The organism is Streptomyces sp. NPDC091289, from assembly GCF_044757365.1.
GTDB lineage: Bacteria > Actinomycetota > Actinomycetes > Streptomycetales > Streptomycetaceae > Streptomyces.
Map to the genome: position 1 here is coordinate 151,541 of NZ_JBIVUT010000015.1, position 13,582 is coordinate 165,122.

Consider the following 13,582-nt stretch of genomic DNA (forward strand, 5'->3'; position numbering starts at 1 on the left):
CATGTATAAATTGAGTCCCTGTGGAACGTCGTCCGCGGGGTCGCGGCGTCAGTCGGACATCTCCATCGGGGAGAGCAGGTCCCGGGCTATCTGCGGCAGCAGACGGTCGATCAGCAGTCCGGTACGCGCCTCGCCGCCGGCCCTGCGCGGAATGGAGTCGACCGCCACCGCGTGCGAGAGCACCCAGGGCAGCCGCCGCTCACAGGCCGCGAGCGCCGCACGCCGGCCGCCGATCTCCTGGTCCGCCGAGAGCGGTACGTAGACCACGACGAGCGTCTCGCCCACCTCGGGCAGCCGCGTGCGCAGCACCGCGATGTCCTTGACGCAGGGCAGCTCCAGGAGTTCGAGTTCGAGCGCGAAGAACGCCGGCTCGAAGTCCTCCACCGGCTCTTCGTCGTACATCGGGTCGTCGAGGGAGGGCACGGTCATGTGGACATCTCCTGTTGCATCGACTGCTCGAGCTGCAGATTCAGGGTGATGATGGGCAGCACCGCGTCGAGCAGCTCTCCGCTGCGGATGCGGCCCGTCGGGCTGTACGGGATGGTGTCCACGGCGATGACATGCGCGGCCAGCGACGGCACCCGGCGGGCGCAGGCCGCGCTGAGGGCCTCGTATCCGGTGGCCTCGCGGCCGACCGCCACCGCGATGAACGGCACGACGATCGCGTCGCCCAGGACCGGGCTGCTGACCCGCATGACCGCGGTGTCGCGCAGGCACGGCAGGTTCAGCAGGTCCGACTCCAGGCGGAACAGCTCGGCGTCCACGGCCGACCCGCGCTCCTGGACCGGGACTCCGGTGGTGCGCCCGGTGACCCGCAACCTGCCGGTCTCGTCGATGCGCCCGGACTGGCCGGTGACGAGGAAGCGCTCCTCGCCCGGGCCGTGGTCGAGCACGGCGAAGGGGGCGTCCCCGTCGAGGTAGCCGTCCATCACCTGGTGTCCGGCGAAGGCGAGCCTGCCCGTTCCGCCCCGCGGCAGCACCCGGCCGTCCTCGCCGAGGACCACGACGGTCGTGCCGAGGGTGGTGCGACCCGAGTGCGGGGGAGAGACCAGCAGTTCCTCGGGTCCCAGCACGGCCGTGAGGCCCGTCTCGGGGCTGCCGAGCGTGGTGTGCAGGACCGGGCCCAGCCGTTCCCAGGCGGTGTTGACGGCCCAGGTGCCCAGTTGCCGGCCCGGGGCGGCCAGGAAGCGCAGGTGGCCGGTGCGGGGGGAGGGCTCGGCGTCGGCGGGCAGGGCGAGCAGCGCGTGCAGGGCCGCGGGGCCGACGGTGGCGGTGGTGACCCGTTCACCGGCCAGCAACGCGGCCAGGGCCGGGCCGTCGGCGCCGTCGGCGAGCACGACGGTGGCGCCGACGCCGAGCGCGGTGCGGGTCAGCGCGAGCGCGGAGTGCTGCGCCAGCGGGGCCGAGGCCAGATGCACATCGGTGCGGGCGAGACCGAACTCGTCGACCAGGTCCACCAGATGACGGCCCTCGGAGGGAGTACGGCGCACGGCTATCCGGACCGGGCCCGCGTCGTCGTCGCTGATCGCGAAGGACTCGTACGGCAGTGGGGCGGGCAGTTCACGCAGTGGTTCGGCCGAGGTCAGGCGGTCGAAGGGGAGCGGCCGACGGCGGGCGGGAGTGCTGTCGTCACCCGCGCGTGAGGCGCCGTCCAGCAGGATGTGCAGGGCCTCCGGGCCGGTGGGCCGGACGAGGCGGTCGAGCACGGCGCGGCGGTCCGCGTCCGTGAAGACGAAGGTCGGTTCGAGCCGGGTGAGGACCGCTGCGAGGGCATCCGGGTCGGTGTCGGCGTCCAGACCGGTGCAGGACACGCCGAGGGTGGCGCAGGCGCTCATCGCGACGGCGAGCTGCCAGGTGTTGCCGGCCAGGAAGACCGCCCGGACCGGGCCCCCGTCGGGCAGCCGCTGCGCCAGGCCTGCGGCGACGCTCTCCACGGTGTCGCCGAACCGGCCCCAGGTCAGCCGCACCTGTCCGTCGATCAAGGCGTCCCGCGTCGCACCGTGGGCCGCGTGGCGCCGGATGTCATCGAGCTTGATCATGTGGCTTCTCCGTGGTCGGTCAAGAGCCGTCGTCTCTGAGCGCGGGGCCTCCCGCGAAGACAGATCGATAGAAACAAACGTGCATGCAGGTATGCAACTGACATCGGGAATCCTGATGTCGCACATCTGTGCCATGGCGGCCCTGCGCGACGGCGGCCCTGCGCGACGGCGGTGACAGTGGCGGCGGTGACAGCGGCGGCCCGGGCCGTCCTCGGCGCGGGCCGGCCTTCCTCAGCCGTCGCTCGGGTGCTCCTCCGCGGTCTCTTCCTGCTGGAGCTTCTCGAGATCGGCGAGAACGCGCGCGGCCCGGTCGGGGCCCATGTCCACCTGGGACAGCGGACCGGGCAGCGCGATGGTGGGCAGGATGTGCTGGAGCATCACCGAGGTGCGCTCCTCCAGGTCGGCCCAGTCGCTCATCGCCTCCGACAGCATCTGGACCCCGGAGAACGCGCCGACGAGCAGGTGCGCCACGGACTCCGGGTTCACGTGCGCGTGGAGTTCACCGGCATCCTTGGCCAGGGTGAGCGCGTGCCGGTTGTGGGCGATCCAGTTCTCGTACGGCCTGCGCCGGTCCAGGTCGTGCGCCCCGTGCTCCAGGGAGAGCCGGAGACTGCCCTGCACGGCGGTGTCCTTGCGGACCTGGAGGGCGAAGAGCATGCCGGCGTCGACGAGTTCCTGGAGCCGGGTGGTGCGCGGTACGTGCGGGAACGGGACCTGGCCGACCTGGCTGTCCAGCACGGCCCGGGCCAGGTCCTCCTTGCCGGTGAAGTAGTAGTAGAACGCGCCCTTGGTGAGCCCTACCCGCTGGTAGACATCGGAGATGGTGGCCCCGTTGTACCCCTTCTCCGCGAACACCGCGCCCGCGGCCCCGACGATGAGGCCCCGGGTCCTCTTCGATCGCTCGTGCTGAGTCACGCCTGCTCCCGTCGATTGTGTTGTGACACCGCGGGCCTCTGTACCGATCGGGTACAAGGCCCGTGGCTTGCACATGGGTGATTGCGAATCATACCTGGAAGCACGTATCTTCCCACTGGCTCGAACCGTCACTGGCTCGAGATCTGCCATGGGGGGCAACATGTCGATCAGCACAGCCATGCACCAGGAGGGCCCGAGAGTACGTCCGGAGCCCGCATCAACTGCCCGTACGCATCTAAGAGTTGGCGCCGCCGTCCCGCCCCGGCGGGCCGCGCCGGGACAGCTCCTGCAGCGCGCCCGGCCATCCGATGTCCTGATATCGGACTGGGTACGCACGGACACCGACCGCTTCACGCTGACCCTGGGTTGGCCGGATTCCCATCCCTTTCACTCACCACTGCACGGGCGCCACGCCCCGTCGCTCATCGCGGAGACCATCCGTCAGGCCGGCCGGCTGGTGGCCCACGCCGAATTCGACGTCCCGCTGGACCACCACTTCCTGATGCGGGACCTGAACTACACCATCGAGCCGGACCGGGCACGGACCGGCCCCGACGGCCCGCCGCTCCTGCTGGACCTCACCTGCTCCGACATCCGGCGCAGGGGTGCCCGGCTCGCCCGGATGACCTGTCACATGGTCATCACCCGCGGCGGCCGGGTCGTCGCGACCGGCTACGGCAGCCTGACCTCCACCTCTCCGGCCGCCTACCGCAGGCTGCGCGGCGACCGGCTGACCGCCCTGCCGCCGGCCCGGCTGCCGGCTCCCGTGCCGCCGGCCGCCGTCCGGCGCACCGATCCCGCCGACGTCGTCCTCTCCCCCACGGGGGATCCCCTGCGCTGGGTGCTGCGGGCCGACCCGGCGAACCCGGCCCTGTTCGCACGCCCGAACGACCATGTCCCGGGCATGGTGCTCCTGGAGGCGGTCCACCAGGCCGCCCAGGCCGCGGCCGGACCGGCCGGCTTCTATCCCGCCTCGCTGAGCCTGTGCTTCGACCGCTACGCGGAGCTCGACGCGCCCTGCGTGATCGAGGCGCGCCCGACGGCCGACGGGGAGCCGGGAACGGCCTGTCTGCACGTCTCGGGCCACCAGGGCGACCGGCCCGTCTTCAGTGCGCGCATCACCGGAATCGCTGTCTCCGCCTGATTCCGCTCCACACCGGACTTCGGTCCCACCGACTTCGGTCTTCCCACCGACTTCGGTCCCACCATCTTCGGTCTCACGATTTCTCTGGGGGGATATCTCTGTGAGCAAGCACTGCCCGTTCCCTATTGACCCACTCGGTCAGGACATTCACGGCGAAGTCGAGGAGATCCGCTCCCGGGGGCGCGTGACGAGGGTCGTCCTTCCCGGCGGAGTGGAGGCGTGGTCGGTCACCAGCTACGAACTGGTCAAGCGGCTGCTCGTCGACCCACGCGTGTCGAAGGACGCCTACCGGCACTGGCCGGCGTGGAACAGCGGCGAGGTCTCCGAGGAGTGGCCGCTGTCCATCTGGGTCTCGGTCCAGAACATGGTCACCGCCTACGGCGACGACCACACCCGGCTGCGCAAGCCCGTGGCCGGGGAGTTCACCGCCCGCAGGGTGGCAGCCCTGCGCCCGTGGATCGAGCAGATCACCGGGGAGCTGCTGGACCAACTGGAGGCCCGGCCCGCCGGGCGGCCGGTCGACCTGCGCGAGGAGTTCGCGCACGTTCTGCCGCACCAGGTCGTGTGCCAGCTGTTCGGGATTCCCGCGTCGGTGCGTCCGGCGCTCCACCGGATCATCAGGGGATTCTTCGCCACCTCCGCGACGGCGGAGGACGCGAAGGCGAACACCCTCGATCTCTACCGGAACATGACCGAACTCGTCGCGCTCAAGCGGGAGAAGCCGGGCGACGACCTGACCTCGGGGCTCATCGCGGCCCGGGACTCGAGCCCTGCCGACATGAGCGAGAAGGAGCTGCTCGACAACCTCATCCTCCTCTTCACCGCCGGTTACGAGACGACCGTGAACCTCATCGACAACGCGGTCGTCGCCCTGCTGGCCAACCCTGACCAGTTCGCGCACGTCCGCGAGGGCCGGGCCTCCTGGGAGGACGTCGTCGAGGAGACCCTGCGCCTGGAGCCGCCGGGGGCGCACAGCATCCTGCGGTACGCCGTCGAGGACATCGACACCGGCGACGTGACGATCCCCAAGGGCGACCCCATCGTCCTGTGCTTCGTGGGCGCCGGCCGGGATCCGGAGCACCACGGCCCGGACGCGGGCCGCTTCGACGTCACCCGCGCCACGCGCCACGATCACGTCTCGTTCGGCCACGGGCCCCACTACTGCCTGGGTGCGCAACTGGCCCGCATGGAGGTGAACATCGCGCTGCCCGCCCTGTTCGAGCGCTTCCCGGAGCTGGCACTGGCTGTGCCCGCGGAGGAGCTGCCGCCGCAGATGTCGTTCGTCTCGAACGGCCACCGTGAGCTTCCGGTGCTCCTCCGGGCTCCGGTGGGGGCGGGTTCCGGCCAATGAGGTCAACTCGACGACCCAGGTGAGCAAAGCATCCGGGCATGCTGGTATGTGATAGGACGCGGTGGATCAAGCCAGATCCACCGCGCTCGTGTTCCGGCCGGTTCAGGGACGTGGCAGGTTTCTGCCATGGTGAATATCAACAACCTGTTGGCCGGCCGGAAGGCATTGATCACCGGCGCCAGCAGCGGCATCGGAGCCGCTGCGGCCCGGGTGTTCTGCGAGGCCGGGGCCTCGGTGTTCCTGGTGGCCCGACGTGACAATGAACTGGCGGCGCTGGCAGCCGAGTTGAGAAACCTGGGCTTCGACGCCGATCACGCCGTCGCGGATGTCGCCCACCCCGGTGAGGCCAAGGCCGCGGTCGAGGCCGCGGTGGAGCGCCTCGGCGGGCTGGACGCCGCGTTCAACAACGCGGGGACGTCGGTGGTGCCCGTACCGATGCACCTGATGGACGACGCGGACTTCGAGGGCGTCATGGCCGTCAACGTCCGGGGCACGTGGAACTGCATGAAGCACGAGCTCGCCGCGATGCTGCCCGGCGGCGGGGCGATCGTGAACAACAGCAGTGTGGCGGGTCTGGTGGCCACCCCGGCGGCCGCCCCGTACATCGCCTCCAAGCACGCGGTCATCGGCCTGACGAAGGCGGCCGCCGGGTACGCCGCCCAGGGCATCCGGGTCAACGCGATCGCTCCCGGCACCACGCGCAGCGAGATGATGGACCGCTGGTTCGACCTGAACCCGGGCCTGGAGGAGGAGCTGCGCACCATGGCCCCGCTGCCGCGGACGGCGGACCCCCGCGAGATCGCGGCGGCGGCCGCCTGGCTGCTGAGTGACCAGGCCTCGTTCGTCGTGGGTGCGACCGTCCCCGTGGACGGCGGCTGGACAGCCCGCTGAGACGGCCGCCGTCGGCGCGCCCGGGCCACGAGGGTGCGCGCCGTCCGGCAGGGCGCCGTTCACCGGTCCCGCGCGGACCTTTCGGTGTACGGGAGTTGGCGCGCGGATGAGGAGTGGGCGGCGAACGTCCGCCCGGCCGCCCGATCGGCCGTGGGCCGCGGGACCGCTGGCTACGTTGAGGCCGTGCGGAGGCAGCAGCGGTCAGGGAGCGACGGCGGAACCGGCGGAACCGGCGGAACCGGCGGATTCGGCGGCGCGCGGGGCGTGCCCGAGGACGCCGAGCGGACCCGCCGGGGGCGGAGCCCGGCCGCTCCGGCCGGCCCCGGGGTCACCGGCGGCGGTCCGCCCGGTCTGCTGACCATGCAGCGGATGATGGGCAACGAGGCCACCACGCGGGCGCTGCGACGCGGGAAGCGGCCCGTCGCCCCGCCCCCGGTCATCGACGAGCGAGCCGAGCAAGGGCTCGTGCTGCCGCCGTACCTGATGGACCTGGAGGCGGGCGGACTGTCCACGGCGTACGGGCTGACCGGGCAGGAGTTCGTGCGCAACGCGGTCGCGGCCGTCGTGAGCCACGGCGACGGCACGGTGGCCGGAATCGCCGCCGAACTGGCCGGGCGGCCCGAGTCGTTCTTCGGCCGGGGCCGCGCGTTCGCGGTGGAGAGCACGGGGGCCGGTGACGGCTTCGACGTCACGGTCACCATCGCACCCGCCCCCGACGACCGGCCGCCCACGTTCCACCCGGCCGCCGCCCTGCCGACGGCCGCGCCGGACCCGGGCGGTGCGCCGCTCGCCGCGGTGGACGAGGCCGAGGGCAAGGACACCAAGGTCGATGTCCAGCACAACAGCGGGGCCACCGCCGGCACATCGGCGGGCAACTCCAGCAGCACGGGCGTGGGCGGCACGGCGTTCGGGCTCGCCCCCGTGGCGCCGGGGCTGTGGCTGGGCGGCGCGGTGACGGGCAGCGTGCAGCCCTGGCAGTCCTCGCGGGACTCCCGCACTCAGCGCGGCGTGGCCGAACCCCGCGTACTGCGCAGCGACAAGGGCTCGGTGGAGGTGCAGCGCCGGGTGGTGTACGCCGTACGGATCCGGCCCCAGGTGGGCGGGGGCGAGCAGGTCTACCGGGGCTCGGGAGGCCTCACCCAGCGGGTGCCCACCGAGCACCTGATCCCGGCCGGTACCGCGGCCCCGGCCCGCCCGCGGCCGGTGGGCGAGGACCTCGCCCGGCGGGTCGCGCTGGCCGACTCGCTGGCCCCGGTCGGCGTCTCCGACACGGCGGGGCCGCACCGGGGCGGCGGCGGCCTGTTCGACGCGGTCGCCTCGGTCCTGCACCCCTCGCTGACCGCGCCGGGCGCTCCCGGCCGCTCCCGCCTGTACGAGGCGACCGCCACCCCGACCGTGCTGGAGGACCTGCCCCGCCTGCTGGGCAGCGGCGTCACCGGGGACGAGCTGCACTCCAAGGACGGCAGCAGCGCGGGCAGTTACCGCATGAGCGCCACCGTCACCGGGCTGTCCCCGGCCTGGGCCACCGGCGGGACCCAGCTCCGTACCCACCAGCAGGCGCAGCACACGACGACCGAGGCGGCGGGCAAGGGGCGCGCCGTCGCGGGCGGGATCGGCCCGGCGGCCGGACTCGGGGCGGCGGCGAACGCGGCCGTGGTGCGGGCCACCGCGATGCCGGTCGCCGGGGCCCGCTCGTCCCGGTTCAGCGTGAACGAGCAGACCGTCTCCAGCCGGCAGGGTGCGGAGGTGCGGGGCGAGAAGGTGCTGTACCTCGGGACGGTCCGGCTGACCGTGGAGGGCACCGGCCCCCGGTCGGCCGGGATGGTCCTGCGCCCGGAGACAAGGGTCGCCACGCACACGATGCAGGTCTGGGTCGCTCTACGGGCGGACGAGGCACAGGAGTTGGGCCTGCCGCTGCCGCCGGGAGTGACGGCGGGCGAGTTCATCAAGCGCCCGGAGCCACGTCCGGAGCCACGTCCGGATCCGGGTCCGGCGCGGGGAGCGGCGCAGGGCGGGCCATCAGGAGCATCGGAGGCGTCGGAGGCGTCGGAGGCATCGGACGAGCGCCGCCACCTTCCGTTCGGCGCGATGGGTTCGAGCGTCACGCTGGGCCGGCTCGACACCGCGCCCATGCTGAAGGCCGTACGGGAGCTGTTCGCCACCGACCCCCGCCTGGCCGGCTATCTGCCCGCCTTCGGCGCGACCGCGCCCACGGCGGGCGGCAGCCGGGAGGAGGCGGAGGCGCAGCGCGCCAACCACCGGGACCTGATGGCCGCCCTCTCTGAGGCCAACCTGCGGGTGAACAAGGACCAGTTGCTGTCCACCGGCATCCGGGTCCGGCTGCGCCGCAAGACCACGCTGCACTCCCACGATGTGCAGATACGGGTCCATGGCGACCTGGGCGAGGCGACCCACCTCGGCGACATCGACGACTGGCTGGTGCGCAGCCACGCCGGCGTGTCCGCCAACGTCCAGAGCGGGCGCAGCAGTTCACGGTCGATCGGCGGCATGGTGCTGGCCCAGGCCCGGCTGGTCCCGGGCGCGCTCACCGGCTCGGCCCGTTACGAGCGCACCAGCAGCGGCACCCGCCGTAACCAGGGCGGCCCCACGACCCGTACCGACGTCCTCACCAACGGCTCGGAGAAGGCGAGCGCGTTCGGGGCGGCACTGCGCCTGAACGTGGACGTCACGATGACCTCCCGGCAGCGCAAGCTGGCCCGCGCCGTGACCCCGGGTTCCCCCGGCCGGGACGCGCCGGAGGCCAGGCTGCTGTCCGGGTTGCACCTGGAGGAGCAGGACGTACGGCTGTTGACGCCGTCCGAGTTCACCGTGGGCACGGAGGAGAAGGCGCGGCTGGACGCGGGCGGCGAACAGGCCCCCGGCCCCGAGAGCCCCGTGGCGGCGGCGGGCATCGGCGACCTGGCCGCCCTTGCCCCGGCCCCGACGGCTGGACAGCCCGTACGGGACTGGCAGTTGGTGGAGACCGTCGGCGACGGGCAGCCGGTCCGCGATCTCGCCCTCGCGCTGCTGTCCCGGGCCGCCGCCCGGGGCGAGGCGGGCCGTCAGGATCCGGCACTGGCCACGGAGGGGCTCGCGCCCCGGCTGGCGGTCGAGGAGCGCTTCAGCCCGCAGGCGATCACGGCCGCGCTGCGGCAGGCCGCGTCCTCCGGCTGGGTGGTGAAGAACCTGCGCTATCAGCGCCGGCTGGCCGCGCTGAACGGCGCGGTGGGCACCCGGCTGACGCTGGCGGCCCCACGATTGGTGCACGAGGCGGCGGGCCCCGGCACCGAGACGTTTGTGCTGGGCGGCCACCAGGCCGGCGGACAGCGGGGCGGCGGCACGGCGAGCACGGTGCAGTTCGGGGCGACCGGCGTGCAGAACGGCGCGGAGTGGCGGGTCGGCGAGGGCCTGTCGGGGTCCAGGACGACGACCACGGGCGACAGCGAGGCCGCCACCGTGTCGGGGACCGTGGAGCGCAACGCCCACACGCCGAAGAAGGCCCCGCTGTATCTCGTACGGTGCGATCTGCTGGTCACGATGGTGGCGGAGGTCAAGGTCACGGGCGGCGGCCCGTACGTGGCGAACGCGGCGCGGACCCTGCCCGGCGCGGCGGCGGTGTGGCTGACGGCGGAGCAGCTGCGGGCGGCGGGGGTGGAGCTGCCGGAGTCGGCGAGGAGGGCGCTGAAGGTGGAGGCAGAGGCGTCAACGACGGCGACGGCGACGGGAGCAGCGACGGCGACGGCATCAGCTACAGCGTCGGCATCGGCATCGACGTCGGCATCCGGTGGCCCGGCCCGTCGGGGACCGACCCTCGCCCGCGACCTGCCGCTCGGCTTCGGCACGATCGAGGACCTGCCGGACTTCGTGCCCCTGCTGGACGGGCTGCGCGGCACCCTCGCGCGTACGGGGCAGCAGGACGTGGCCGACGACCTGCTGCCGCGCCAACAGCTCCGGGACCGCAACGACAACGTGCAGCGCCTGCTGCGGGTCCTGGACCGGGACGGTTCCGCCGGGCTGCTGGGGAGCGCCATGGACGGCGGGGTCACGGTGGAACTGCTGGACGGCCGCAGGACCCCGTACTGGGCGGTGTTCAAGGTCGACCGCGTCGGCGAGGCGGCCCGGGAGGGGGCGGCGGACGACGGCCGGGACATGGAGTACATCACCTCGGCGGTCGCCCAGCAGGCCACGTCGCACGACGAGGGGGTGACCACCGGGATGGAGGGCATCCTCGCGGCCTCCGGCAAACCGGACGGCGGGGCGGGCCCGGTCAAGAGCGCGGGCGGGGCGGGCGGGCTCGGCGTCTCCTCCGGATCCGGACGCCGCCGGGGCGCAGCCGCGCGGGGCCAGTTGGGGATGAAGACGGTCGCGGAGGCGAAGACGGCCACGTCGGCGAAGATGCGGGTGCCGGTCATCGCCACCCTGGAACTCCACCGGGGAGACCGCCGGCTGGCCCTGGCCGCCACCGGCCGGACGTCGCTGGTCCACCGCATCCTGGAAAGCGACCTCGCGGCGCTGCGCCGGGTGCGGACCCCGCGCCGCGCCCCCGCCCGCAGCGGCCCGGACCGACCGCCGGGCGACCCGGCCGGGCTGGGCGCCTGGCGGTCCGACGGGATCCCGCTGCCGATGGAGGCGCAGGTGAACGGCTTCCAGGGAGCGCCGCGCGTAAGGGAGTTGGTGAACACGGCCGTACGGGCGGCGGGCGGCGGCGACCGCTTCCGGCAGAAGGGCCAGGCCGCCGCCTACACACTCGGCGAGGCGGTCTCCACCGAGTGGCTGATCGCGGCCCTGCCGCTGCTCACCAACGCCGGGGCCGAGCTGCCGCCGGTGCACGCGAGCGGGGCGACGGGCCAGGACCTCCAGGCCTCGGTGCACGCGCGCCTGCGGGCGGGAAGGGTCCTGGGCGCCGGGGACAAGATGACGTTCGAGACGGTCGCCCAGAGCCACTTGGGCGCGCCCCGCCCCACCCAGACGGACGGCCAGAGCGCGGCCGAACAGGGCAGAGGGGCACGCGGACTCGTCGGCGCGGGCGTCCTCAACGCCGACGAGTTCCGGCTCAACCAGCTGATGGGCAACACGGGCGGTGCGGGCTCGGCGAGCGGCGCGGCGGCGCACGGCGCGGGCTCGATGCCGCTGCACAAGCCGAAGTTCGCCTCGGTGCTGGTGCAGTTCACGCTGGACGTCAGGGTGGTGGCCCGGGTGACCGACCGGGTGCGGACATCCCGTACGACGGTGGCGGAGCGCGAACTGACGCTGCCCCGCCCGGTGGTGGTCCGCATGCCGCTGCCGACGGCCACCCGCCTCCTGGCCGCCCACCCGGACGCCATCGCCGACCCGCGCGACCACCTGGGCCTGCACACGCCGGCCGCACCACCGCTGACGGGGCCCTGAACGCGGGGAGCGTTCCGGCTCAGGGAGTGCTGGGCCCCTGGGAGGCGCTGCCGTCGTAGACGTGGTCCGGGGTGGCGATCTGCGTGACCGCGCGGGCGAGCAGCGTGGACGGCTCCTGGCCCCCGCTGAGGGAGTCCGTGTTGATCATGATGACCAGGGTGGCCTTCTGCGCGGGCAGGTAGACGGTCACGGTCTCGTACCCCGGCAGGGAACCGTTGTGCCCGATCCACCCGTCGGCATCGAAGATGCCCAGGCCGTAGCTGAGCCCCGGGAACCCGGTCGGCAGGGTCTTGAGCCGCTGCGCCTGCGTCTCGGGGCTGAGCAGCTCCCCGGTGGCGACGACCTTGGCCCAGCGGCGCAGGTCGTGCAGATCGGAGATCATCGCCCCGGCGGCCCATGCCCAGCTGGGGTTCCAGTCCGTGGCGTCCTCGGTCTCGCCGCTCAGCGTCTGGTCGGTGTAGCCGTGGGCGTGCGGCGCGGGGAACTCGGCGCCGGTCGGGAAGAGCGTGTTGTGCAGGCGGGCGGGGCGGAGCACCCGCTCGTGGATGACGCGGTCGAGCTTCTGCCCGGTGACCTTCTCGATCACCAGGCCGAGCAGGACGAGGTTGGAGTTGGAGTACTGGAACTGTGCGCCCGGCTTGAAGGTGTTCTTGTGCTTCATGCCGTACGCGAGCACGCCCTGCGGGGTGAACGAGCGGTACGGGTCGCTCAGCAGGTCGTGCACGAAGTCCGCGTCGGCGGTGTACGGGAACAGGCCACTGCGCATCCCAGCAAGCTGACGGAGCGTGATCCGGTCGCCGTCGCGCACGCCGGGGATGTACGCGGAGATCGGGTCGTCCAGCTTGACGAGCTTGTCGTCGACGAGTTCGAGGAGTGCGGTGACCGTGAAGGTCTTGGTCTCACTGCCGATCCGGACACGGGTGTCGGCCGACATCGGCTCACGGGTGACCGTGTTGGCGACGCCGCTCGCGTGGACGTAACTCCCCTTCCCCGGCATCCACAGTCCGACGACGGCACCGGGAATGCCTGCCTGCTTCCGGACGTCCTCGATGGTCCTGTCCAGCTTGGCGGTCAGCGCGGGATCGAGACCGCCGGGCGGACAGGAGTCGTCGCCGTGCGGAACGTGCCGATCGTGCCGATCGTGCAGGTCATGTCTGCCGTACTGACCGTGCCCGTCGAGGCCTGCGGCGTGGACCGCCGGGGCGGGAGCCACGGCCATCGGGGCCAGGACGGACGCCGCGAGCAGGGTCGCGGCGAACAGACGTCGGGTGGGGGAGCGTCGCATGGGGGCGTGCCTCTTCCAGGTCGGGAGGGAGGGAGGGGAGGGGAGGGAGGGGAGCGGAACGGACGGCAACGACACCACCCACCCCCCGGCCTCCGCGCCGCATCCCGGCCGCGCCCTGCCAAGTCCACTCGTTCGGAGCCGCGCGGACTCAGGAGTGCTCGGAGCCCTCACCGGCCGGGACGGGCGTCGCCTGGTGGTAGTACATCCGCCACGAGGTCTCCCCGGGCCGCCTGCGCCACAGCGAACTCCGACGGGCCCGGTTGCCGCCGAAGACGGACTCGTACGTCACGTGCACCAGCCCGGGCGCCAGCGCCACCCCGGTCATACCGGAGTGCTCGAAGCGCGGGCCGTCCGCGTCCCCGCCGTCCAGGCCGGGGAGGGCGGCGAGCATCTCCTCGTACGTCCACCGCCGCCCGGAAGCCCCGACCTCGACGAACTCCGGGTCGAGCAGCGTCTCGGCGACCGACCGGGAGAGACGTACGGCGGGGTCCATCAGCCGCAACTCGCCGTCGATCGCCGCGCTCACCTCTGTGGTTTCCTGACTCATCCGGCCATGATCGCCGATGAGT

At 73.0% G+C, this 13,582-nt stretch carries 9 protein-coding genes; 4 read left to right on the forward strand and 5 right to left on the reverse strand.

The window, feature by feature from the left end; translation table 11 throughout:
• Positions 1 to 48: 48 nt before the first annotated feature.
• The 3 genes from ACIQPT_RS21475 to ACIQPT_RS21485 form a co-directional block, all read right to left on the reverse strand.
• The gene (locus tag ACIQPT_RS21475; protein ID WP_401157488.1) at positions 49 to 429 is read right to left on the reverse strand and encodes a hypothetical protein; all 381 of its coding nucleotides are present in this window, start codon (positions 427 to 429) and stop codon (positions 49 to 51) included.
• Positions 426 to 2,039: an AMP-binding protein gene (locus ACIQPT_RS21480; protein ID WP_401157489.1), complete on the reverse strand. Its 1,614-nt coding sequence runs from the start codon at positions 2,037 to 2,039 to the stop codon at positions 426 to 428. The genes ACIQPT_RS21475 and ACIQPT_RS21480 overlap by 4 nt, the downstream gene beginning before the upstream one ends.
• 231 nt (positions 2,040 to 2,270) lie before the next feature.
• Entirely contained in the window at positions 2,271 to 2,954 is a 684-nt protein-coding gene (locus ACIQPT_RS21485) for a ScbR family autoregulator-binding transcription factor (RefSeq protein ID WP_401157490.1), read from the reverse strand.
• A 160-nt stretch (positions 2,955 to 3,114) separates the two neighbouring features.
• On the opposite strand from ACIQPT_RS21485, the gene ACIQPT_RS21490 reads away from it, so the two are divergent.
• The 4 genes from ACIQPT_RS21490 to ACIQPT_RS21505 all read left to right on the forward strand — a co-directional run bounded on the left by ACIQPT_RS21490 (position 3,115) and on the right by ACIQPT_RS21505 (position 11,728).
• The gene (locus tag ACIQPT_RS21490) at positions 3,115 to 4,098 is read left to right on the forward strand and encodes a ScbA/BarX family gamma-butyrolactone biosynthesis protein (protein ID WP_401157491.1); all 984 of its coding nucleotides are present in this window, start codon (positions 3,115 to 3,117) and stop codon (positions 4,096 to 4,098) included.
• A gap of 184 nt (positions 4,099 to 4,282) precedes the next feature.
• Positions 4,283 to 5,449, forward strand: a complete 1,167-nt coding sequence (locus ACIQPT_RS21495; RefSeq protein WP_401157492.1) for a cytochrome P450 — start codon at positions 4,283 to 4,285, stop codon at positions 5,447 to 5,449.
• A 126-nt stretch (positions 5,450 to 5,575) separates the two neighbouring features.
• Positions 5,576 to 6,340 carry an SDR family NAD(P)-dependent oxidoreductase gene (locus ACIQPT_RS21500; protein ID WP_401157493.1) on the forward strand — a complete coding sequence of 255 codons (765 nt, stop codon included), beginning with the start codon at positions 5,576 to 5,578 and terminating at the stop codon, positions 6,338 to 6,340.
• Between the two features lie 183 nt (positions 6,341 to 6,523).
• Complete coding sequence (locus tag ACIQPT_RS21505) at positions 6,524 to 11,728, forward strand: hypothetical protein (protein WP_401157494.1); 5,205 nt, start codon at positions 6,524 to 6,526, stop codon at positions 11,726 to 11,728.
• A gap of 19 nt (positions 11,729 to 11,747) precedes the next feature.
• Here ACIQPT_RS21505 and ACIQPT_RS21510 read toward each other — a convergent pair whose 3' ends face one another.
• Positions 11,748 to 13,013, reverse strand: coding sequence for a serine hydrolase domain-containing protein (locus tag ACIQPT_RS21510; protein WP_401157495.1), 1,266 nt, complete (start codon positions 13,011 to 13,013; stop codon positions 11,748 to 11,750).
• Between the two features lie 148 nt (positions 13,014 to 13,161).
• A complete protein-coding gene (locus ACIQPT_RS21515) occupies positions 13,162 to 13,560 on the reverse strand; it encodes a DUF4440 domain-containing protein (protein ID WP_401157496.1) in 399 nt (132 codons plus the stop codon).
• Positions 13,561 to 13,582 lie beyond the last annotated feature (22 nt).

Coding starts and splice junctions, on each gene's coding strand:
- ACIQPT_RS21475 (WP_401157488.1), bottom strand. CDS start 429: ATGACCGTGCCCTCCCTCGACGACCCGATGTACGACGAAGAGCCGGTG.
- ACIQPT_RS21480 (WP_401157489.1), bottom strand. CDS start 2,039: ATGATCAAGCTCGATGACATCCGGCGCCACGCGGCCCACGGTGCGACG.
- ACIQPT_RS21490 (WP_401157491.1), top strand. CDS start 3,115: ATGTCGATCAGCACAGCCATGCACCAGGAGGGCCCGAGAGTACGTCCG.
- ACIQPT_RS21500 (WP_401157493.1), top strand. CDS start 5,576: ATGGTGAATATCAACAACCTGTTGGCCGGCCGGAAGGCATTGATCACC.
- ACIQPT_RS21510 (WP_401157495.1), bottom strand. CDS start 13,013: ATGCGACGCTCCCCCACCCGACGTCTGTTCGCCGCGACCCTGCTCGCG.
- ACIQPT_RS21515 (WP_401157496.1), bottom strand. CDS start 13,560: ATGAGTCAGGAAACCACAGAGGTGAGCGCGGCGATCGACGGCGAGTTG.